Below are 22,223 nucleotides of genomic sequence, written 5' to 3'. Positions count from 1 at the left end.
ATGAAAGGACAATAACCCATGACAGCGCTGTATTGGCAAACAATAGGTGAAGGCGAACGCGATCTTGTGCTGCTGCACGGCTGGGGATTGAACGCCGAAGTGTGGAGTTGCATTCAGGCGCGACTGGCACCGCATTTTCGCCTGCACCTGGTCGATTTGCCGGGTTATGGCCGCAGCCAGGGGTTCGGTGCCCTGTCGCTGGAGCAGATGACGGAAATCGTGCTGGCGGCCGCCCCGCCGCAGGCCTGGTGGCTAGGTTGGTCGCTCGGCGGGCTGGTGGCCAGCCAGGCGGCGCTGATGCAGCCCGAGCGACTCAAGGGGCTTATCACCGTGGCCTCCTCGCCGTGCTTTGCCGCCCGCGATGAGTGGCCGGGGATCCGCCCGGACGTGCTGAGCGGTTTCCAGCATCAGTTGAGCCTGGATTTCCAGCGCACCGTCGAGCGTTTTCTGGCGTTGCAGACCCTGGGCACCGAGAGCGCGCGTCAGGATGCGCGCCAGCTGAAAGCGGTGGTGCTCAACCAGCCGACGCCGAGCGTCGAGGTGTTGAACGGCGGGCTGGAGATCCTGCGCACCGCCGATCTGCGCGCGCCGTTGGCCGCGCTGGAGCTGCCGCTGCTGCGGATCTACGGTTATCTGGACGGGCTGGTGCCGCGCAAGGTCGCCGAGCTGCTCGATACCGCCTGGCCGAATTCTGCGTCGCAGATCGTGGCCAAAGCCGCCCATGCGCCGTTTATTTCTCATCCCGATGAATTTGTGACGATGATCGAAGCGTTTATTGCAGCACATTGAATCCGGTGGGAAAACGCACGATAGAGCGCTAAAAAAAACGCCGCCGGGTGGATAAAAGACAAAGCTGTTCGATACTTAGTGAGTCAATGCGTTGGCTGCAAAATGAAAAGACCGCGTGCGGCGCTTCTCATTTTGGCGTTTCGTCTCTGGGAAACAGGCCCCGTCAGGGAAAGCAACGAGGCCTGAGGATGTCGCGGCAGCCTGCGGTACTACGCATGGATTCTTGACGGCTTTCATAACAGATAAATTATCCATTGAGAGGTTAGTGTCATGAAATCATTGAAGATGATTATTGCAGCGGCAGTGCTGGGTTCGGTGTCTTTCGGCTCCATGGCGGCAACCCTGCTGACCAAGGAAGATCTGGATAAGAATCCGGGTAAATACGAGAAGATCGGCACCGTCACCACGACGGCAGAAACCACGTCACCGATGGATGCCAAGGAAGAGCTGTCCAAACTGGCGGACGAAAAAGGCGGTCAATACTACGTGATCCTGGCAGGCCGTGAACACGGTAAATTCAGCGCCATCGCCGAAGTTTACAAAGACAAGCAATAAGCCTTGAACGGCAGAGGGGCGCCCGTCATGGCGCCCCTGATCGTCAGGCCTTCAGCCGGTAGAACACCGTGCTGCATCCCTGGCCCTGCGGGCAGCGTTTGCAACTGCCGCTCAGACAGGCGCCGTCATCCTGTTCGATGCGTTCCACTTTTCCCATCGCCGTCAAACGGTCCAGCATCGCCTGCACCAGCGGCAGCGGCGTCGCCAGCGATAGGCTGAGCTGCTGCGCCTGGGCGCTGCCGCGCAGCGCCAGCGCATCGCGCACCTGCAGCAGCCCGGCCATCAGTGACAGCTGCCTTTGGCGCTCTGGCAACAGGCCGCCGGCGTGGCGTTGCCCAGGCGCACCGTGACGCGGCTGCGTGCCCTTCGCAGGCCGAACAGCACCAGCAGATTCACCAGCACCACCACCAGGATCGCCGTCAGGCTGTACTGCGGGTGTTGGTTGAAGGTGGCCACCTGATAGAACAGCGTCGCCAGCGAGTAGGCCACGTTCAGCCCCCACAGAATAGAGAAGGTCATCCAGCCGCGGCTCGATTCACGGGCGATGGCGCCCATCACCGAGACGCAAGGCACATACAACAGCACGAAGATCAGATAGCTGTAGGCGGAGATGCCGGAGCCGAATTTGCTGCTCATCACACCCATTGAGCCGACGCCCATCTCACCGTCGCCCTTGCTGGCTTCGATCGGGTTGGAGAGCACGCTCAGGCTGAAGGTGTTTTTCAGGCCGTCCCAGGTTTCGTTCAGTGCGCCGCCCAGTTCATCAAGCAGGTTGAAGTTGGCGGCGTCGAACGCCTCTTTGTTGATGTGCTCGGCGGTATACAGCGTATTCAGCGTGCCGACCACCACTTCTTTCGCCATCGCACCGGTTACCAGGCCGACGGTGGCCTGCCAGTTATCGCTGTGGACGCCCATCGGCTGCAGCAGCGGCGTCAGCACTTTGGAGACCGAGGCCAGCGCGGAGTCGTTGATGTTGTCGACCGTCTTGCCGCTAAACGAGAAGCTGTTCAGGCCGCCGATGAATATGCTGGCCACCACGATCACCTTACCGGCGCGCAACACGAAGCCTTTCAAGCGCTGCCAGGTTTGCAGCAGCAGGCTTTTCAGGTGCGGCACATGGTAGACCGGCAGCTCCATCACGAACGGCGAGGCTTCGCCGCGCATGAGGGTGTATTTGAGCACCAGACCGGTGAGGATCGCCACCGCAATGCCGAGCATGTACAGCGAGAATACCACCCCGGCGCCGTCCTGGCCGAAGAAGGCGGCGGCGAACACCGCAAAGATCGCCAGACGGGCGCCGCACGACATGAACGGCGCCATCATGATGGTGATCAGGCGCTCGCGCTGGGCATCCAGCGTCCGAGCGCCCATGATGGACGGCACATTGCAGCCGAAGCCGACGATCAGCGGCACGAAGGATTTGCCCGGCAGCCCGAGCGCCTGCATCAGGCGATCCATCACGAACGCTGCGCGCGCCATGTAGCCGGAATCCTCCAGGAAGGACAGGAACAGGTACATCATGCCGATCTGCGGCACCAGCGGCAGCACGGTGTTGATGCCGCCGCCGACGCCCTGCGCCAGGAAAACGGTCAGCCAGTCGGGGAAGTGCAGGGTGTAGCCGAGCCACTGAATGCCCTGAATAAAGATCGCCGCCGAGCCGATATCGAAGATCGGCTGCAGCGCGCCGCCGATGTTGATCGCCAGCAGGAACATCAGGTACATCACCAGCAGGAAGATCGGCACGCCCAGCCAGCGGTTGAGGATCACTTTATCCAGCAGCTCGGTCAGGCGGTTGGGCATTGCCTGCTGCGAGTTGCTGACCGCGTCGCACAGGGCGGCGATAGACTGGTAGCGTGCGTCGGCGATCACCAGCGCCGGGTCTTCTTGCTCCTGCTGTTGCAATGCCTGAATGGCCGCAGGCAATAGCGCGACGGCGGGACCGGCCAGCCGGTGGCTGTAGATGTCGCCTTCCAGCATTTGCAATGCCAACCAGCGGCGCTGCACCGCCGGCAGCGTTTGCGGCATGGCGTCGCTCAGCGTGGCGACCTCTTTCAGCAACAGCGGCGGATAGTTCACCAGCGCCTGCTGTTCGTTGATGTGATGATTGTCGATCATCTGTTTCAGCACGCCGATGCCGTCGGCGCGGGTGGAGATCATCGGCACTACCGGGCAGCCGAGGCGCGCCGACAGCGCGGCGACGTCGATATCGATATGCTGGCTTGTGGCGATGTCGAGCATGTTCAGCGCCACGATGCAGGGGATGCCCAGCTCCAGCAATTGCAGCGTCAGATAGAGGTTGCGCTCCAGGTTGGAGGCGTCGACCACGTTGATCAGCAGATCGGCGTCGCCGCTCAAAATGTAGTGGCAGGCGATCTGCTCATCGAGCGAGGTTTGCTCTGAAATGGTGGTCAGGGAGTAGGTGCCGGGCAAATCGACCAGCCGCACATCGGACTGCGGGGTGGTGAAATGGCCTTCTTTGCGTTCGACCGTCACGCCCGCCCAGTTGCCGACCCGTTGGCGTGCGCCGGTCAGCTGGTTGAACAGCGTGGTTTTGCCGGAGTTCGGATTACCGATTAAGCCGATGGTGAGTTTTTTCATAGTTCAGCGTGTCGTCTTCAAGGAGAACAGCGCCGGCGCAAGAGCGCGTCGGCAAACGGAGGTCAGGGCTGGCCGTCGAGCTGCAGCAGTGCCAGATCCTTCCTGCGCAGCACCAGGCTGACGCGGCGAGTTTTAATTTCTATCGGATCGCCCAGCGGCGCGACGCGCACCACGTCGAATGAAGAGCCGGGCAGCATGCCGAGCGATAACAGTTTCTGGCGGTAGGCCGGCGCAATTTCACCGGAAAAGCCGACAATCTTATAGGTGCGTTTAGGTTGAAGCTGCATGTGATTAACCTTCCGGGTGCCGATGAACATCGGGCTGATGATAATTGGACGTTGCCGGCGAAAATGCCACGCCGTCGGCGGTATTCATCCATAAGGTCATGCAATAAAATGAGCGCAAATAATAGTAATTATCATTATCGCGTTCAATACAAAAAGTAAGGGTATTGTAACCAATTATTATGGCGACGACAGTTTTTGATGGCGTTGTCTTGATTAACGACGTTTTACCACCGCTTGCGAGCGGGAACAAATGAGAATGGCGAGTTAAATCAGTTACGTATTTGTAGCCGAGTTCTCTCATTTGCAAATATCGATGATGTTTTCCCTTTATTTATTTCCGCCTAAAGGCAATTCGATAACATTATTCCACCGTAATGCGAGCGGTAACCATTTGTGTTTCTCTCACAATTCACAAGATGAAAAATGCGTGTTAACAAAGTTGTTAATAAATGGCTGCAGAAGGCATTTTTGTTGTCTGAATAATGCGAGGGCGGTCACGCAGGAACGGGAAATAAAAAGATGGCGGTTTATTGAGGCGGGTCAAGAAATGCCGCAAGTTTTATTCATCGGAAAGGGCGGAGCAGGCTCCGCCCTGTCGGTTCCGACTTAGCGTTTCTTGCCGAATGCCGCCGCCAGCGCGTCGCCCATGGCGCTGTTGCCGGCCGGCGCCGCGTTGCGCGGTTTGGCCTTGTTGCCGCCCGCCGAACGGTTGGCGTTGTCGCGCGTCTGCGCAGGCGCGTTGCCGCCGCGGCGCGGTGAACCTTCGCCCGGCTGCTCATCCAGGCGCATGCTCAACGCGATGCGTTTACGCTGCAGATCGACTTCCATCACCTTCACTTTGACGATGTCACCGGCCTTCACCACGGTGTGCGGATCTTCGACGAACTTGTCCGCCAGCGAGGAGATGTGCACCAGGCCGTCCTGATGCACGCCGATATCCACGAAGGCACCGAAGTTGGTGACGTTGGTGACCGACCCTTCCAGGATCATGCCCACCTGCAGATCGTTGAGGGTTTCCACCCCTTCGGCAAAGGTTGCGGTTTTGAACTCCGGACGCGGATCGCGGCCCGGCTTCTCCAGCTCTTTCAGGATATCGGTGACCGTCGGCACGCCGAACTTGTCGTCGGTGAAATCGACCGCTTTCAGGCTGCGCACCGCCGAAGCGTTGCCCATCAGATCCTGCAGTGCCTGCTCGGTGGCGGCCAGAATGCGCTGCACCACCGGGTAGGCTTCCGGGTGAACGGTGGAGGCATCCAGCGGGTTGTCGCCGTGGTTGATACGCAGGAAGCCGGCGCACTGTTCGAAGGCTTTCGGCCCCAGGCGGCTGACCTTAAGCAGCTGTTCACGGTTGCTGAAGCGGCCGTTCTCGTCGCGCCAGTTGACGATGTTCTGCGCCATCATGCGCGTCAGGCCGGCCACGCGGGTTAGCAGCGGCACCGACGCGGTGTTCAGATCGACGCCGACGGCGTTCACGCAGTCTTCCACCACCGAGTCCAGCTTCTTCGCCAACTGGCTCTGGCTGACGTCGTGCTGATACTGGCCGACGCCGATGGATTTCGGATCGATCTTCACCAGCTCCGCCAGCGGATCCTGCAGGCGACGGGCAATGGATACCGCGCCGCGCAGCGACACGTCGAGATCCGGGAATTCCAGCGCCGCCAGTTCGGACGCGGAATACACCGACGCGCCCGCTTCGCTGACGATCACTTTCTGCGCCCGGACCTCGCCGAACTGCTTTTGCAGGTCGAGATAGAAGCGCTCGGTCTCACGCGAAGCGGTGCCGTTGCCGATGGCCACCAGCTCCACGTTATGTTTGATGCACAGCGCCGCGACGATGGCGGCGGCTTTGGCCGCTTGCCCGGTGTGCGGGTAGACGGTGTCGGTGGCGACCAGCTTGCCGGTCGCGTCGACCACGGCCACTTTCACCCCGGTGCGCAGGCCCGGATCGAGGCCCATGGTGGCGCGCATGCCGGCCGGCGCGGCCATCAGCAGATCGTGCATGTTGCGGGCGAACACGTTGATCGCTTCATCTTCCGCGCGCTCGCGCACCGTGCCCATCAGCTCGGTTTCCAGGTGCAGCAGCACCTTGATGCGCCAGGTCCAGTTGACCACCGCCTTGCGCCAGGCGTCGGCCGGGGCGTTATTCAGACGCAGGTTGAGGTGATTGATGATGATCAGCTCCGCCTGGCTTTCACGCGGCGCTTCCTCAAACTGCGGATCGGCGTTCAGCGCCAGCTGCAGCACGCCTTCGTTGCGGCCACGGAACATCGCCAGCGCGCGGTGCGAAGGCACCTGGGAAATCGGTTCGTGGTGATCGAAATAGTCGCGGAACTTGGCGCCTTCTTCTTCCTTGCCCTCGACCACTTTGGACACCAGATGGGCGTTTTTCCACAGGTAGTCGCGCACCTTGGCCAGCAGTGAGGCATCTTCGGCGAAGCGCTCCATCAGGATATAGCGCGCGCCGTCGAGGGCGGCCTTGACGTCCGCCACGCCTTTGTCGGCGTCGACGTAGCGTTCAGCCAGCTGTTCCGGCTGCTGTTGCGGATCCTGCCACAGCGCGTCCGCCAGCGGTTCCAGGCCGGCTTCGATGGCGATCTGGCCGCGGGTGCGGCGCTTCGGTTTGTACGGCAGATAGAGGTCTTCGAGCTCGGTCTTGCTCAGCGTGGCGTTGATCGCCCCCGCCAGTTGTTCGGTCAGTTTGCCCTGTTCATCGATCGACTTCAGGATAGTCTGGCGACGATCTTCCAGTTCACGCAGATAACCCAGGCGGGTTTCCAGCTGGCGCAGTTGGGTGTCGTCCAAACCCCCGGTGACTTCCTTACGATAGCGTGCAATAAAAGGCACGGTATTACCTTCATCCAGCAGACGGATGGCGGAGTCGACTTGCTCCGGCCGGGCCTGCAGTTCTGTTGCAATAATGCGGCTCAGTGGGTCATTCATAGGTCTGGTATCTGTATTGAGAACGGTGAATAAACAGGGGACAGTTATACGGATTGATCGGGGAAAATGCCAGTGGAGCGGGCCGCCGCCGCGCGGCTGCGGCGTGGAGAACTGCGCAGGCGGCGGCGTTGGCGGCGGTTCGGAAAAAGCTGAAAGCTTACTTCGGGTAGTCTATCTCGTTAACGTACCACTGCGCCTCGCCCAGTGGCGTATTGACGGTGGCGACGTCCCCGACCTCTTTTTTCAGCAGGGCGCGCGCCATCGGCGCGTCGATGGAGATGTAATCCTTGCGGCCGAAGATTTCGTCGTAACCGACGATGCGAAAGCGTTTGGTCTCGCCGTCTTCGTTCTCTACTTCCACCCAGGCGCCGAAGAACACCTTGCCTTCCTGCTGCGGGGAGTAATCGACGATCTTCAGCTGCTCCAGGCATTTGGTCAGATAGCGGACGCGGCGGTCGATCTCGCGCAGCCGCTTCTTGTTGTACTGGTAGTCGGCGTTTTCGCTTCTGTCGCCCAGGCTGGCGGCCCAGGTCACTTTCTTGGTCACCTCGGGGCGTTCTTCGCGCCAGAGGTAATCCAGCTCTTGTTTGAGCTTGTCATACCCTTCACGGGTTATCAGTTGAGTTCTCATGGTGATTTATCTTTATGGGGCCACCGCCACAGTGTACGTGAATGCGGGGGGCTTTAGAAATGGCGCGCGGGCCTGTGCGTTGTCGCACGGTTTTTATTCAGTTTGCGCAGCTTTTAACAATCGGGAGTATGCTTAGCGATAGCGGAAAAGGAATGTGACGAAAGGAGGATATCTGGCGAGAGAGACAAGGAATTTTGGCGCACAACCCAACACATTGAAGGTATTACCGCATGGAATTTAAAGATTACTACGCAACGATGGGCGTTGAGCCCAACGCCGATCTGAAAACCATCAAAACGGCCTACCGCCGGCTGGCGCGTAAATATCACCCTGACGTGAGCACTGAAGACGACGCCGAGAGCAAATTCAAGGAGCTGGCCGAAGCCTATGAGGTGCTGAAGGACGAAGAACGCCGCGCTGAGTACGATCAGATCCGGCTGCACCGCAACGATCCGAACTTTGGCCGCCAGGCGCGCGGCGATCAAGGCGGCTACCAGCAGAGCGCTTCATGGCACGGCGGCGGCGCCGACGCGCAAGACTTCTCCGATTTCTTCGAAAGCATGTTCGGCGGGCGGGCGGCGGGCGGGCATCGCTCCGCTTCGCACTCGCACGGCGGACATGGCTTCCGCGGCCAGGATCTCGAGATGGAGGTGCCGCTGTTCCTCGAGGAAACGCTGCATGGCCAAAGCCGCGAGATCTCCTACAAGCTGCCGGTGTATGACGAGCTGGGGCGGCAGGTGAGCGAAGCCAGCAAAACGCTGAACGTGAAAATCCCGGCCGGCGTGGGCGACGGCGAGCGCATTCGCCTCAAGGGGCAGGGCGTTGCCGGCGTGGGCGGCGGCCAGAACGGCGACCTGTATCTGGTCATCCGCCTCGCGCCGCATCCGCTGTTCGAGATTGACGGCCACAACCTGAGCATCGTGGCGCCGCTCGCCCCGTGGGAAGCGGCGCTGGGGGCCAGCATCGAGGTGCCGACGCTGACCGGCAAAATCGCGCTGACCGTGCCGGCCGGCAGCCAAAGCGGCAAACGGCTGCGGGTCAAGGGCAAGGGGCTGGCAGGCAAGAAAGAGCCAGGCGATCTGTATGTCATTCTCAAGGTGGTGATGCCGCCGAAGCCGAACGAGAAGGCCAGCGCCCTGTGGCGTGAACTGGCTGAACAGGCGGCGTTCAACCCGCGCGCGGAATGGGAGTAAAGCACATGATGAAAAAAGAGATCACATTCACCGTGGTGGAACTGTGCCAACGGGTGGAGATTTCAGAGGATGAGCTGGTCGAGATCGTCGGCCTGGGCGTGATCGTGCCGCTGGAGCCGGCGCAGCCGAGCTGGGAGTTCGATTACCCGGCGCTGAGCCATCTGCAGCGTGCGCGCAGGCTGCGGGCCGAGCTGGATCTGGATTGGCCGGGGATCGCCATGGCGCTGACGCTGCTCGACCGGGTTGATGCGCTGCAGCAAGAGAACCGGCAGCTGCGTCGGCAGCTGGCGCGTTTCCTGCAGACTTCCTGACTCGCCGACAAAACGCCACCGTGCGGTTCGCCGGTGGCGAAATTGCGTAAAATTGGGCCGCCGCCCCACATTGCGCCGATAAAGGGCGAAATTTTGACGAACCCCCGTCGACATTCGATGAAAATTGTTGATAAATGGGGAAAAGAATAAGCTTTGTAACAATTTCGTCTAGAATACATACCATTAAACGCTGTCTCAAATGGCAAGGTTTTCTAACAATATTCGAGTCAGGCAATAAAGCCTTTGGGAGTAATACCATGCAAGAGAATCATAAGATCCTGGTTGTCGATGATGACATGCGCCTGCGCGCGCTTTTAGAACGTTATTTAACCGAGCAGGGCTTCCAGGTTCGCAGCGTTGCCAACGCTGAGCAAATGGATCGCTTGCTGACCCGTGAATCCTTCCATCTGATGGTGCTCGATCTGATGTTGCCGGGCGAAGATGGGCTGTCCATCTGCCGCCGCCTGCGCAGCCAGAGCAACCCGATGCCAATCATTATGGTTACCGCCAAAGGCGAAGAGGTCGATCGCATCGTGGGGCTGGAAATCGGCGCCGACGACTACATTCCTAAACCGTTCAACCCGCGTGAGCTGTTGGCTCGCATCCGCGCGGTGCTGCGCCGCCAGGCTAACGAACTGCCGGGCGCGCCTTCGCAGGAAGAAGCGGTGATCGCGTTCGGGAAATTCAAACTGAACCTCGGCACCCGTGAGATGTTCCGCGAAGACGAACCGATGCCGTTGACCAGCGGCGAGTTCGCGGTCCTGAAGGCGCTGGTCAGCCACCCGCGTGAACCGCTGTCGCGCGATAAGCTGATGAACCTGGCGCGTGGCCGCGAATACAGCGCCATGGAGCGCTCGATCGACGTGCAGATTTCTCGCCTGCGCCGCATGGTTGAAGAAGATCCGGCGCATCCGCGTTATATCCAGACCGTTTGGGGTCTCGGCTACGTATTCGTCCCGGACGGCAGCAAGGCATGAGGCGATTGCGCTTTTCACCGCGTAGCTCGTTTGCCCGAACCCTGTTGTTGATCGTCACCTTGCTGTTCGTCAGCCTGGTGACGACCTATCTGGTGGTGCTGAACTTCGCCATCCTGCCCAGCCTGCAGCAGTTCAACAAGGTATTGGCGTACGAAGTGCGTATGCTGATGACCGATCGGCTGCAGCTGGAGGACGGCACGCTGCTGGAAGTGCCGCCGGCGTTCCGCCGTGAGATCTACCGCGAACTGGGCATCTCTCTTTACACCAACTCGGCGGCGGAGGAGAGCGGCCTGCGCTGGGCGCAGCACTATCAGTTCCTCAGCCAGCAGATGGCGCAGCAGCTCGGCGGGCCGACCGATGTGCGGGTGGAGGTGAACAAGAATTCCCCGGTGGTGTGGCTGAAAACCTGGCTGCAGCCCGATATCTGGGTGCGCGTGCCGCTGACGGAAATCCACCAGGGCGACTTCTCTCCGCTATTCCGCTATACGCTGGCGATCATGTTGCTGGCGATCGGCGGCGCCTGGTTGTTTATTCGCATTCAAAACCGCCCACTGGTGGAGCTGGAACATGCGGCGCTGCAGGTGGGCAAGGGCATCATTCCGCCGCCGCTGCGCGAGTATGGCGCTTCCGAAGTGCGATCGGTGACTCGCGCATTCAATCAGATGGCGTCGGGCGTCAAGCAGCTGGCGGATGACCGCACCTTGCTGATGGCCGGGGTCAGCCATGACCTGCGCACGCCGTTGACGCGCATCCGGCTGGCGACCGAGATGATGAGCGCCGAAGACGGCTATCTGGCCGAGTCGATCAATAAAGACATCGAAGAGTGCAACGCCATCATCGAGCAGTTCATCGATTATCTGCGCACCGGGCAGGAGATGCCGACCGAAAGCAGCGATCTGAACGCCATTTTGGGCGAGGTGGTCGCGGCGGAAAGCGGCTATGAGCGGGTGATTGAAACCGCGCTGTCGCCGGGTGAGCTGATGATGAACGTGCACCCGCTGTCGATTAAGCGGGCGGCGGTGAACATGGTGGTGAACGCGGCGCGTTACGGCAACGGCTGGATCAAGGTCAGCAGCGGCCGCGAGCTGCAGCGCGGCTGGTTCCAGGTGGAGGATGACGGCCCGGGCATCAAGCCGGAAGAATTGAAGCACCTGCTGCAGCCGTTCGTACGCGGTGACAGCGCGCGCAGCACCAGCGGCACCGGTCTGGGGCTGGCGATCGTGCAGCGTATTATCGACGCGCACGACGGCGAGCTGGATATCGGCACCAGCGAGCGCGGCGGGCTATTGATCCGCGCGTATATTCCGTTGCCGATGGAGAAAAAAGAGTCGGCCAACGGCCATCAAACCGCCAGAGAAAACGCCTGACGCTCTTGGCGCGGGCCGCATCGTTGCGGCCCCGTCAGGACTTCCGGCTCATCACGTAGTATTCCGCCGCATCCTCATGCAACCGACGGCCGGTCGGTGCCTGCCACGGATCGATTAACTCGATGCCGCAGTGGAGGAAGTCTTTGGTATTGCGGGTGGCCAGGGCGGCGCCGTAATGCAGGCAGGTGGCGGCGATTTGGGCATCCGGCACGCTCATCGCTTTACCCAGAAGCCGATTCCTTGCCGTCAATTCCGCGTATTGCATCGCGCACAGCCCATCAAACGGCAATATCTGCCCCTCGAACTTCAATTCAATCGCGTCCGCCAATTTGAGCTTGAGATCCCGCTGGCGCTTGTCGTCAGGCATGCAGGCGACGCCGCTGAACAGTTCGGCCAGGACAATGGCGCTCAGATAGAGTTCGTCATTGTCCTTTTCATTTAACCAGTTAATGACGTTGTAGTACGGACTGGGGCGCAGCGTTTCTGAAATGACGTTGGTGTCGAGAATAATCATGCGTTGTCATCTTCATCATCAAAGGTGACGATGCGTGGTGGCACGGCGTCACGCGGTGGGATCTCCAGCTCGACGCCGCCGAATTCGGCGAAGTGCTGATGCATCCAGGTACCCAATCCATAGCGCGGCGGCTTTTTCACCAGCGCCTGTTTCAGGATCATGCGCGCTTCCTCTTCCATGGAATGGCCGTTTTTCGCCGCTGAAATACGCAGCAGCTCTTTGATTTCGTCGTCCAGATTTCTGACGGTGATAGTCGCCATTTAAACCTCCTTTGCTATCAATGATTGCATTGACTTATTTTCTCGCCTTGCTGGTTAAAAAGCAATCACTGAAAATAAAAAAAGGCGCGGGATCCGCGCCTTAGCTGAAGAGGTAACGCTACCGAATTACAGCTTCGGGCCGGCGCTGACCAGCGCGGCGCCCGCAGGCGTGTCGGTGTATTTGTCGAAGTTGGTGATGAAGCGCTCGGCCAGATCCTGCGCTTTTTCCTGCCACTGCTCGAGGCTGGCGTAGGTATTGCGCGGATCGAGGATCTCCGGGTTCACGCCCGGCAGCGCGGTCGGCATCGCCAGATCGAAGATCGGCAGGGTTACGGTTTCCGCCTTGTCGATTTCACCGCTTAGGATGGCGTCGATGATGCCGCGCGTATCTTTGATCGAGATGCGCTTGCCGGTACCGTTCCAGCCGGTGTTGACCAGGTAAGCCTGGGCGCCGGCGGCCTGCATGCGTTTCACCAGCACTTCGGCGTACTGCGTCGGGTGCAGCGACAGGAATGCGGCGCCGAAGCAGGCGGAGAAGGTTGGCGTCGGTTCGGTTACGCCGCGCTCGGTGCCGGCCAGCTTGGCGGTGAAGCCGGACAGGAAGTGGTACTGAGTCTGGTTGGCGGTCAGACGCGATACCGGCGGCAGCACGCCGAAGGCATCGGCGGTCAGGAAGATCACCTTGGTGGCATGACCCGCCTTGGACACCGGCTTGACGATGTTCTGGATATGATAGATCGGATAAGAAACGCGGGTGTTCTCGGTTTTCGAACCGTCGTTGAAGTCGATGCTGCCGTCGGCCAGTACGGTGACGTTTTCCAGCAGCGCGTCGCGTTTGATGGCGTGGTAGATATCCGGCTCGGCTTCTTCAGACAGCTTGATGGTCTTGGCGTAGCAGCCGCCTTCGAAGTTGAACACGCCGTCGTCGTCCCAGCCGTGCTCGTCATCGCCGATCAGCTGACGCTTAGGATCGGTGGAGAGAGTGGTCTTGCCGGTGCCGGACAGGCCGAAGAACACCGCCACGTCGCCTTTCTCGCCCACGTTGGCCGAGCAGTGCATCGAGGCGATGCCTTTCAGCGGCAGCAGGTAGTTCATCATCGAGAACATGCCTTTCTTCATTTCGCCGCCGTACCAGGTGCCGCCGATCAGCTGCATGCGCTCGGTCAGGTTGAAGGCGACGAAGTTCTCCGAGTTCAGGCCTTGCTGTTGCCAGTTCGGATTGGTGCATTTGGCGCCGTTCATCACCACGAAGTCCGGCTCGAAGTCAGCCAGCTCTTCGTCGCTTGGGCGAATGAACATGTTTTTCACGAAGTGCGCCTGCCAGGCCACCTCGGTGATGAAGCGCACTTTCAGGCGCGAGTCGGCATTGGCGCCGCAGAAGGTATCCACCACGAACAGGCGCTTGCCGGACAGTTGTTCGGTGACCAGGTGTTTCAGATCGGCCCACACTTCCGGGCTGAGGGGTTTGTTGTCGTTTTTGCCTTTGCCCTGATCGGCCCACCACACGGTATCGAGGGTGATGTCGTCGCGGACGATGTATTTGTCTTTCGGCGAACGGCCGGTGAAGATGCCGGTATCGACGGAGACGGCACCCAGCTTGGTGACTACCCCACGCTCAAAACCTTCCAGAGATGGGTCTGTTTCTTCCTTAAACAGCAGTTCATAGCTCGGGTTGTGAACGATTTCGCTAACGTCGTGAATGCCGTAAGCGGCCAGATCCTGAGGGGTTATACCTTTAACGCGCATGTTACTACTCCTTGGTCACAGAATTTCTGGCGGCAATTGTAGGGATCTAACGGTGCGTAACCGCGATGGGTATCAAATATTTAACGTTTTAGGCGGTATTTCGTTACGATCTGAGAGATAGCACACGGAAAAAAGCAAACGTGCAAACGGCGGGCGTTGGCGGGCGCCGGGCGCACCCGCCGAAGAGGTGTAACTTAGTGCAACTGGTCGCTTTCGCCGGTGTTACCCACATACAACGCGGCAACATCAACCGGGTCAAAGACATAGTGGCTGCCACAGTAGTCGCAGTGCATGTCGATATTGCCGTCCTGCTCCAACATGTCCGCCACTTCGTCGGTCGGCAGCGTCAGCAGCGCGTCGGCGCAGCGCTGGCGCGAACAGGTGCAACGGAACTGCACGTTCTGTGGTTCGTACAGGGTGACTTCTTCCTGGTGATACAGGCGGTACAGCACTTCGTTGGCCGGCAGGCCGAACAGCTCTTCGCTTTTTACCGTGTTGGTCAGTTGCACCAGATGATCGAAATCATCGAGGTGGCCGTCCTGCGCCGGCAGCACCTGCAGCAGCATACCGGCCGCCGCAGCGTTGCCTTCCGCTTCGCCGGTGCGGATGAACAGGCGGGTTGGCAACTGCTCGGACTGGCGGAAGTAGGCTTCCAGGCATTCGGCCAGGGTTTCACCTTCCAGGCCGACCACGCCCTGATAGCGCTCGCCTTCCGTCGGGGAAATGGTGATGACCATGACGCCGTTGCCGATCATCTGATGCAAGGTGCTGTCGTCGGCGATAGGCGCCTGGGTGCGCGCAACGCCGCGCATCTCCTGGCGGTTGTTGCCGTTGATCACCGCCAGCTTCAGCGGGCCGTCGCCTTGCAGCTGCACGGTGATGTCGCCGTCGAACTTCAGGGTCGCGGTCAGCAGACTGGTGGCGACCAGCAGTTCGCCCAGCAGCTTTTGCACCGGCGCCGGGTAGTCGTGGTTATTCAGGATCTGCTGATAGGTTTCGCTGACGGTAACCAGCTCGCCGCGCACCGCGTAGTTTTCAAACAGGTAACGGTGCAATTGGTCATGGTTGGACATAATCTTCTCTCATTGCGGTGAGGGGTTATTCCGGCTCACCAAATTTAAATTTCATCAGGTCGCGCCGCTCCTTTTTGTCCGGACGACGGTCCGGATGCGGCATGGTCAACGCGTTCATCTTGCGCGCCAGCGCCATTTTTTCGCGGTTGGCGATGCTGGCTTCGGTTTCCTGATACATTTGCTGCGCCTCGCCGGCGCCGCGGCGTTGGCTGGTCAGCGCCAGCACGATCACCGTACGTTCTTCGTTGCCCTGCCGCAGTTTGAGCTCGGCGTTGAGTTCGACAATCTTGCTCGGCTTGCCGCGCTGGCCGTTGTAATGCACCTTGCCGCCGTCGATCATTTCGCGCGCCAGCGCGCGGGTCTTATAGAAGCGTGCGGCCCACAGCCACTTATCCAGCCGGACCGCGTCGTCGCGCGTCGCTTTTTCCTTCATGCTTCCCCCTTGGCCAGCGCCGGTATCAGCAGGCGATAGTCGCGCATCGCCGGATGGCGCTGGAAGCTTTTCTCCGCCGTGCTGGAGTCCGGGTTTTGCACGCCCAGGCAGTAACGAATGCCGAAAGTGCGCGCCGCGTCGAGGATCGGCTCGCCGTCGTCGACGAACAGCGTGCGCTGCGGATTGAATCCGGTGTGCTGCTGCACCGCTTGCCACAGACGCTGATCTTCTTTCGGATAACCAAATGTGTGGGTGGAAAACAATAAATCAAGGTGCCGATCGAGGCCGGTATGCTCGATTTTCACCGCCAGGCTGTGCGGATGGGCGTTGGTCAGCAAAATGGTGTGCAGACCGGCGTCGCGCAGCGCCCGTAAAAACGGCTCGGTGTCTTCGCGCAGCCGGGCGCGGCTGCCGACTTCGCTGGTCATGCGGTAGATATCCAGATCCAACCGTTCGCTCCAGTAATCGAAGCAATACCAGTTCATGGTGTGCTGCACCGCCTGATATTCCCGCTCAATGATATGGCGGGCTTCGTCGAACGGAATGGCGCGCCTTTCGCTCAGCGCCTGCGGCACCAGGCTGAGCCAAAAGTGGCTGTCGAACTCCAGATCCAGCAAGGTGCCGTCCATATCCAGCAGCACGGTATCGATCTGCGGCCAATCAAACTCGGGAACCATAAAAACTCCACGGGCGGACCGACGGGCGGTCCGCGGATGAGAATAATAGCGTTAGCGTAGCATAAGCAGATGACAGGGCGGAGGCCCCGGCGTCAGGTTCAGGCCATCGGCCGCATCGACATCGGATTGAGCTGCGGATTGAAGCAGCTGTCGTAGTAACGCTGGATATCGGCGACGCGGTGCTGATTGATGCGCCGACGCTGCACCAGCCGCCAGGCGTTATAGCCCAGGCTGACGACCACCGCCAGCAACAGCAGGCTGGTACCGAGGTAGCGCCACAGGGTGATCATGTCCGGTTCGCTGTGCAGCGCCACGTGGCGGGTGCCGTTGGCATCGACGCTGAGGCTGGTGATCACCCCCTGCGCCTGGAACGGGGTATGCAGCAGCAGAGTGGAAAGACGCTGCAGCTCATTCCACTGGTCGAGGGCGTTGTATTCGCTCTGCGGCACCGACGGCTGCGGGTGGCTGACCAACTGGCGGCCTTCGTCACTGCGGATCAGGAAACCGCCCGGCGGCGGGCTGTTGAGCGCCGCGGCGGCCAGGCGCGTTTCATTGAAGATGAACGATGACGTGGCCACTTTGGTCAGGCTTTCCAGCGACTCGGCGCTCACCGGGCGCAGCAGGACGTTGACGCCTTGCAGCGCGCCGGACCTGGCGCGTTTCACCAGGCCGCTCCAGTTTTTGGCGTTGCCCAGGTTGACCAAGGCGTTCTTCAACCGCACGCAGTCGTTTTCTGCCTGGCACAAATCCTGTGTTTTCAATACGATATCAGAGAAGTCATCCAACAGGATCATGCCGGATTTCTCGATGGCGCTGGCCAGCTGCGGGTTGACCTTCTGATCGGCACCGCTCGGATGCAGCTGGCTGTTGACCGTGGTCAGCAGGGCCGTCGCTTTGTCTATGACTTCCGATTCCGGCTGCGGCAGCGGGGCGGCATTGTTCCAGTAAATGCCGGAGCAGTCGAACGGCGCAAAATTGACGGCGCCACCCCCGTTGGCCGGCGGCGGCACATAGCACATGCCGCTGCCGCGCACCTTCAGCGTGTCGCCGATCCGCAGTGGCGTGGCTTCCAGTGCTTGCACGCTGGTCACTTCCACTTTTTGCGCGCCCTGCAACCAGGCCATGCTGAGGGTCAGCGGCAGGTTGAGCGGGATATAGATCAGCAGCAACAACAGCACCAGCGCCGAGCTGGCGACCAGCACCGCGTTGCGGCCCCACTGCTGCAGCGGGAAGTTTTTCACTTCGTCATGCAGCGAGAGGAAGCGCCCCTGGCGCACCACCTGCCGATTGAGGTAGACGTCCACATCGGTGGTCTTGCCCAGGTCCTGCGTCAGGTACGGCTGCCAATGCGGCGGGTAGATAAGATCGATGATACCGAGCGAAATGTTGCTGATCTGCCCCTGGTCGGATTCGCCGAACAGGCCCCAGCGCTTCGGCGTGCCGCGCAGACAGTGGATCTCTTTCAGCTCGCGTGACGCCGGACGGCGGAACAGGTTCCAGCATCCCCAGGCGATCATCAGCACCGCCACGAAAATCATCCAGGGGATCACCAGCACCGGGCTTATCAGGCTGAAGAACAGCAGCAGCAGCGCGGCGGAGATGATGACGGCTTCACGGATGCCGTTAGGCCGGTTCAGCGCATGCTCTTCCGGCGTTTCCTTGCGAATATTGACCAGCTCGACATGCTCGCTCTCTTCCTTGCGGATAGACGCGTTTTTGGTCGGCGTGGCGGTCACCACCGGCGGCTGTGGTCGGTCGTGAATATGATCTTTCAGCGAGTGCCCGTTGAGCGAAATCACCAGCGGCAGCGTCTGGGTTCTGATCACTTCCACATGGTTGTCGGCGGTGATATAGGGTTCCCAAAACGGCGGCAGATGCACCTCTTCAGCGTCGAGGTAATAGCGCCATTTATTGGGATCGTCGCTGGCCAGCCCGTAGCGGGTAATGGCATGCGTGACGGGATAAACGTTATCACTTTGCGGGGTGAGCGCCAGTTTGGCCGCGGGCAGCGTAGCGCCGCCACCGGGCAACAGCTTGTTGCTCAGCTTGTTTTGCTGATTGAGATAGAACTCGACCGCGGCGCGCTCTTCGTCGGTCAGCTTGCGGTGGGCAGGCTTGATAAATGGCAACGCGTGCGCCAGCGCCGATGGGTTACGCGCCTTGAACCATAGGTACAGGCCGGCGGCAATCAGGCAGACAAGCACTAAGGCCAATATCAACACTATTGTGCTCATGCAATCCCCATCTCACACCCGTGAATTTCGCCAACCTGATGAAAAGGTGAATATTATACGGAGTAAACCGCCAGGAGGCACCCAGAACTAATGAGGGAACAAACAGATTCTCGCTCTGGATCTCATTCCTTCATGACGCAAGGCCATTTTATCACTGATTCTTGCCTGCGTGATACTAGCAACCGGCCTCTGCCGTCGATATCGGTATTATCCTATTTTCTTGCACGCTGTTTGCTGAATCAGTACGGAAAATCGCCGGCCGCTGGCTACGCTTGTTAAAAGAAAGTAAATTACTGTTCATGCTCGTTGCGGCGGAGCTTGCCCTTAACGCACAATGTGATCAGGATCGAATTTGGTCAGCGTTTGAGCGCCAACGAGCCGTGCGTTACGCCAATCATTATTTCGGTTGCCCCGTCCACGCCTGGGTAACCTCTTTGAGGCAATCATGGATAAACACCTGCAAAAACCTAAAATTCTGAAAGTGGAAACGGTCGCGCGTTCGCGTTTGTTCAACGTCGAGTCGGTCGATTTGGAATTCAGCAACGGGGTTCGGCGGGTGTATGAGCGCATGCGGCCTTCGGATCGCGAAGCGGTGATGATCGTGCCGGTGATTGGCGATGACCTGCTGCTGATCCGCGAATATGCGGTGGGCACCGAATCCTATGAGCTGGGGTTCCCGAAAGGGCTGATCGATCCCGGTGAGGGCGTGCTGGAAGCGGCCAATCGCGAGCTGATGGAAGAGGTGGGATACGGTGCGAAGCGCTTTGATTTTCTCAGCAAGCTGACGATGGCGCCATCCTATTTTTCCAGCAAAATGAATATTGTGCTGGCGCACGATCTCTACCCGCAGAGCCTGGAAGGGGATGAGCCGGAGCCCTTGCCGCAGGTGCGCTGGCCGATCGCCAACATGATGGCGCTGTTGGCGGAACCGGATTTTCGTGAGGCGCGCAACGTCAGCGCGCTGTTCCTTTCCGAGGCGTTTTTGCGTGCTTCGCGCTGATACGCTTCGCGCCGAATAAAAAAAAGGGCCAGATTTCTCTGGCCCTTTTCGATCAGAACAGCTCGTGGCTTTCACCGCCCGGATCGGTCAACGTGGTGCCGGTATCGCGCGATGGGTAGTCCGTCGGCTGAGTTCCCTCAATGAAGTACTCGGAACGGCTGCCGCCGCCGCCGCCAGAGAGCTTGCCGCTGCTTTTGTCGATGGTGACGCTGATGATGCCCGGCGGCGGCGTGACTTTCTGCTCCGGAATGCCTTCCAGCGCGGTCTTCATGAAGTCGTCCCACGCCGGCTGGGCGCTCTTGGCACCGCCTTCGCCGCCGGAAATCTGATCCGGGATGGCGCCGGATACCGTCGAACGGCCCAGGTCGCGGCGGTGATCGTCGAAACCGATCCACACTGAGGTCACGGTATCTGGGCCATAGCCGGAGAACCAGGCGTCCTTGGAACTGTTGGTGGTACCGGTTTTGCCGCCGATATCATGACGTTTCAGATCGCGCCCGGCGCGCCAGGCGGTACCCATCCAACCCGGTTCGCCGAAGATGTTGCTGTTCAGCGCGTCGTGGATCAGGAAGGCCAGCTGTGTGCTGATGACGTGCGGCGCAAACTGTTGGTCGCCGTCCTGTTGCACCTGAGCCGGGGTGACCTGCTCCAGCTGCGGCATCGGCACCGTGCTGTTGTTGCCTTCCTGCGAGGTGGCGACGTTTTCGATGTTGTCGTCGGACAGCACTGCCGAACGGTGGGTGTCGCCGTAGATCACCGGCAGGTTACAGCTGCTGCACACCACTTTCGGTTTGGCTTCGAACACCGTATTGCCGTTGTCGTCTTCAATCTTGGTGATGAAGTACGGGTCGACCAGGTAACCACCGTTCGCCAGCACCGCGTAGCCGCGCACCAGCTGCATCGGGGTGAAGGAGGCGGAACCCAGCGCCAGCGATTCGGTATGCACGATATTCTGCGCCGGGAAGCCGAAGCGCTGCAGATATTCCGCCGCGTAGTCAACGCCCATCGCGCGCATCGCGCGCACCATCACCACGTTCTTCGATTGCCCCAGCCCCTGCCGCAGGCGAATCGGGCCGTCGTAGGTCGGCGGCGAGTTCTTCGGCCGCCAATCGGTGCCGGCGCCGGCATCCCAACGGGTAATCGGCAAGTCGTTCAGAATAGTGGCCAGCGTCAGGCCTTTATCCATCGCGGCGGTGTACAGGAACGGTTTGATGTTCGATCCGACCTGGCGCAGAGCCTGCGTGACGCGGTTGAACTTGCTCTGGTTGAAATCGAAACCGCCGACCAGCGCTTTCACCGCGCCGTCGTTCGGGTTGATCGAGACCAGCGCCGAGTTGACGTCCGGCACCTGCGACAGCCACCAGGCCTCGTTCACTTTACGCACCCACACCTGCTGGCCGGCCTGCACCACGTCGGTGACGCGTTTCGGCGTTGGGCCTTGCTGCGTGTCTGAACGGTATGGCCGCGCCCAGCGCATGGTCGCCATCGGCAGGGCAATGCTGCTGCCGTCGGCCAGCATCGCCGTCGCTTCCTGCGGGTTGGCGGCGGTGATCACCGCCGGCGCCAGCGGGCCGTAGTTCGGCAGGTTTTTCAGCGAATCGACAATCTGTTTGCGATCCCAGGCCGCTTCGCCGACTTTCCACAATACGTTGGACGGGCCGCGGTAGCCGTGGCGCATGTCATAGGCCAGCACGTTGTTGCGCACTGACTCCTGCGCCGCCAGCTGCAGCCGTTTGGTGACGGTAGTGTAAACCTTGTAACCGTCGGTATAGGCGTTTTCACCGTAGCGCTTGATCATCTCCTGACGCACCATCTCGGAGAGATACGGCGCGGAGAAGCTGATTTCCGGCGCATGGTAATTGGCGACCAGATCTTCGGAACGCGCCTGATCGTACTGCGCCTGCGTGATGTAGTGTTCGTCCAGCATGCGCGACAGCACCACGTTGCGACGGGCAACGGCGCGATCGTGCGAATAGAGCGGGTTGAAGGTGGACGGTGCTTTCGGCAGGCCGGCGATGGTCGCCATTTCGCTCAGGGTCAGTTGGCTGACGTCTTTGCCGAAATAGACCTGCGCGGCGGCGCCCACGCCGTAGGCGCGGTAACCCAGATAGATCTTGTTCAGATACAGCTCAAGGATTTCATCCTTGGTGAGCATTTGCTCGATGCGTACCGCCAGGAAGGCTTCCTTGATTTTACGCATCAGGGTGCGTTCCGGGCTTAAGAAGAAGTTACGCGCCAGCTGTTGGGTAATGGTACTGGCCCCCTGCGAAGCGTGGCCGGAGACCAACGCGATGGAGGCGGCGCGGAAGATGCCGACCGGATCGACGCCGTGGTGATCATAGAAGCGGCTGTCTTCGGTGGCGATGAATGCGTGCACCATCACCGGCGGAATTTGATCCAGTTTCAGCGGAATGCGGCGCTTCTCGCCGTATTGGGCGATCAGTTCGCCATCGGCGCTGTAGACCTGCATCGGTATCTGCAGCCGCACATCTTTCAGCGTTGCGACGTCGGGCAGCTGCGGCTCGACATATTTGTACAAGCCGAAAATCGAGGCTGCTCCCAGCACGATGCAACATACTGCAAGGATTAGTAAATACTTTACGAACTTCACCTGAGATTTCCCATTTCTAAGTCATTT

Annotated in this window: 20 protein-coding genes; 7 read left to right on the top strand and 13 right to left on the bottom strand. The window is 60.0% G+C overall.

Annotated elements, in window-relative coordinates; translation table 11 throughout:
• The first annotated feature begins 18 nt into the window (after positions 1–18).
• Together bioH and QDT79_RS03000 are read left to right on the top strand one after the other, a co-directional pair.
• Positions 19–789, top strand: a complete 771-nt coding sequence (bioH, locus tag QDT79_RS03005) for a pimeloyl-ACP methyl ester esterase BioH (RefSeq protein ID WP_063991706.1) — start codon at positions 19–21, stop codon at positions 787–789.
• 270 nt (positions 790–1,059) lie between these two features.
• A complete protein-coding gene (locus tag QDT79_RS03000; RefSeq protein ID WP_004930765.1) occupies positions 1,060–1,344 on the top strand; it encodes a YdgH/BhsA/McbA-like domain containing protein in 285 nt (94 codons plus the stop codon).
• Between the two features lie 43 nt (positions 1,345–1,387).
• Here QDT79_RS03000 and QDT79_RS02995 read toward each other — a convergent pair whose 3' ends face one another.
• The 5 genes from QDT79_RS02995 to greB all read right to left on the bottom strand — a co-directional run bounded on the left by QDT79_RS02995 (position 1,388) and on the right by greB (position 7,800).
• Complete coding sequence (locus QDT79_RS02995) at positions 1,388–1,627, bottom strand: FeoC-like transcriptional regulator (protein WP_308316190.1); 240 nt, start codon at positions 1,625–1,627, stop codon at positions 1,388–1,390.
• Positions 1,627–3,942 (bottom strand): Fe(2+) transporter permease subunit FeoB, encoded by a 2,316-nt coding sequence (gene feoB, locus QDT79_RS02990; protein WP_063991704.1) that lies wholly within the window; start codon positions 3,940–3,942, stop codon positions 1,627–1,629. Before feoB ends, QDT79_RS02995 begins: the two co-directional genes overlap by 1 nt.
• A 62-nt stretch (positions 3,943–4,004) precedes the next feature.
• Positions 4,005–4,229 carry a ferrous iron transporter A gene (gene feoA, locus QDT79_RS02985; protein ID WP_025304553.1) on the bottom strand — a complete coding sequence of 75 codons (225 nt, stop codon included), beginning with the start codon at positions 4,227–4,229 and terminating at the stop codon, positions 4,005–4,007.
• Positions 4,230–4,835: 606 nt separating this feature from the next.
• Positions 4,836–7,169: a Tex family protein gene (locus QDT79_RS02980; RefSeq protein WP_107227975.1), complete on the bottom strand. Its 2,334-nt coding sequence runs from the start codon at positions 7,167–7,169 to the stop codon at positions 4,836–4,838.
• Positions 7,170–7,326: 157 nt separating this feature from the next.
• Positions 7,327–7,800 (bottom strand): transcription elongation factor GreB, encoded by a 474-nt coding sequence (gene greB, locus QDT79_RS02975; protein WP_038878177.1) that lies wholly within the window; start codon positions 7,798–7,800, stop codon positions 7,327–7,329.
• A 230-nt stretch (positions 7,801–8,030) separates the two neighbouring features.
• Here greB and cbpA point away from each other — a divergent pair, with 230 nt between their 5' ends.
• The 4 genes from cbpA to envZ all read left to right on the top strand — a co-directional run bounded on the left by cbpA (position 8,031) and on the right by envZ (position 11,648).
• Positions 8,031–8,993 (top strand): curved DNA-binding protein, encoded by a 963-nt coding sequence (gene cbpA, locus QDT79_RS02970; protein WP_107227974.1) that lies wholly within the window; start codon positions 8,031–8,033, stop codon positions 8,991–8,993.
• A 5-nt stretch (positions 8,994–8,998) separates the two neighbouring features.
• Positions 8,999–9,304, top strand: a complete 306-nt coding sequence (locus tag QDT79_RS02965; protein WP_049202813.1) for a chaperone modulator CbpM — start codon at positions 8,999–9,001, stop codon at positions 9,302–9,304.
• A gap of 257 nt (positions 9,305–9,561) precedes the next feature.
• On the top strand, positions 9,562–10,281 hold the full coding sequence (gene ompR / locus QDT79_RS02960; RefSeq protein ID WP_004709363.1) for an osmolarity response regulator transcription factor OmpR: 720 nt from the start codon (positions 9,562–9,564) through the stop codon (positions 10,279–10,281).
• Positions 10,278–11,648, top strand: a complete 1,371-nt coding sequence (gene envZ / locus QDT79_RS02955) for a two-component system sensor histidine kinase EnvZ (protein ID WP_038881686.1) — start codon at positions 10,278–10,280, stop codon at positions 11,646–11,648. The genes ompR and envZ overlap by 4 nt, the downstream gene beginning before the upstream one ends.
• Before the next feature lie 34 nt (positions 11,649–11,682).
• Here envZ and QDT79_RS02950 read toward each other — a convergent pair whose 3' ends face one another.
• From QDT79_RS02950 to QDT79_RS02920, 7 genes are all read right to left on the bottom strand, one after another.
• On the bottom strand, positions 11,683–12,162 hold the full coding sequence (locus tag QDT79_RS02950; RefSeq protein ID WP_197768531.1) for a type II toxin-antitoxin system VapC family toxin: 480 nt from the start codon (positions 12,160–12,162) through the stop codon (positions 11,683–11,685).
• Positions 12,159–12,422, bottom strand: a complete 264-nt coding sequence (locus tag QDT79_RS02945; protein ID WP_004930730.1) for a FitA-like ribbon-helix-helix domain-containing protein — start codon at positions 12,420–12,422, stop codon at positions 12,159–12,161. Before QDT79_RS02945 ends, QDT79_RS02950 begins: the two co-directional genes overlap by 4 nt.
• 126 nt (positions 12,423–12,548) lie before the next feature.
• The gene (pckA, locus tag QDT79_RS02940) at positions 12,549–14,168 is read right to left on the bottom strand and encodes a phosphoenolpyruvate carboxykinase (ATP) (RefSeq protein ID WP_308316189.1); all 1,620 of its coding nucleotides are present in this window, start codon (positions 14,166–14,168) and stop codon (positions 12,549–12,551) included.
• A gap of 194 nt (positions 14,169–14,362) precedes the next feature.
• The gene (hslO, locus tag QDT79_RS02935) at positions 14,363–15,241 is read right to left on the bottom strand and encodes an Hsp33 family molecular chaperone HslO (RefSeq protein ID WP_308316188.1); all 879 of its coding nucleotides are present in this window, start codon (positions 15,239–15,241) and stop codon (positions 14,363–14,365) included.
• A gap of 25 nt (positions 15,242–15,266) precedes the next feature.
• Entirely contained in the window at positions 15,267–15,674 is a 408-nt protein-coding gene (gene hslR, locus QDT79_RS02930) for a ribosome-associated heat shock protein Hsp15 (RefSeq protein WP_015379306.1), read from the bottom strand.
• Positions 15,671–16,351, bottom strand: coding sequence for a GMP/IMP nucleotidase (gene yrfG, locus QDT79_RS02925; protein ID WP_063991699.1), 681 nt, complete (start codon positions 16,349–16,351; stop codon positions 15,671–15,673). Before yrfG ends, hslR begins: the two co-directional genes overlap by 4 nt.
• A gap of 98 nt (positions 16,352–16,449) precedes the next feature.
• Entirely contained in the window at positions 16,450–18,585 is a 2,136-nt protein-coding gene (locus tag QDT79_RS02920; protein WP_308316187.1) for an intracellular growth attenuator family protein, read from the bottom strand.
• A 445-nt stretch (positions 18,586–19,030) separates the two neighbouring features.
• On the opposite strand from QDT79_RS02920, the gene nudE reads away from it, so the two are divergent.
• Positions 19,031–19,585: an ADP compounds hydrolase NudE gene (gene nudE, locus QDT79_RS02915; protein WP_015379304.1), complete on the top strand. Its 555-nt coding sequence runs from the start codon at positions 19,031–19,033 to the stop codon at positions 19,583–19,585.
• Between the two features lie 52 nt (positions 19,586–19,637).
• Here the strand turns inward: nudE and mrcA are convergent, their stop codons facing one another.
• Complete coding sequence (gene mrcA / locus QDT79_RS02910; RefSeq protein WP_063991697.1) at positions 19,638–22,196, bottom strand: peptidoglycan glycosyltransferase/peptidoglycan DD-transpeptidase MrcA; 2,559 nt, start codon at positions 22,194–22,196, stop codon at positions 19,638–19,640.
• Positions 22,197–22,223: the final 27 nt, after the last annotated feature.

Source organism: Serratia marcescens (genome assembly GCF_029846115.1).
GTDB classification, from domain to species: Bacteria; Pseudomonadota; Gammaproteobacteria; order Enterobacterales; family Enterobacteriaceae; genus Serratia; species Serratia marcescens_L.
The sequence above is the reverse complement of the archived record's forward strand: the minus strand, read 5'-3'. Positions and strand labels throughout refer to the sequence as shown.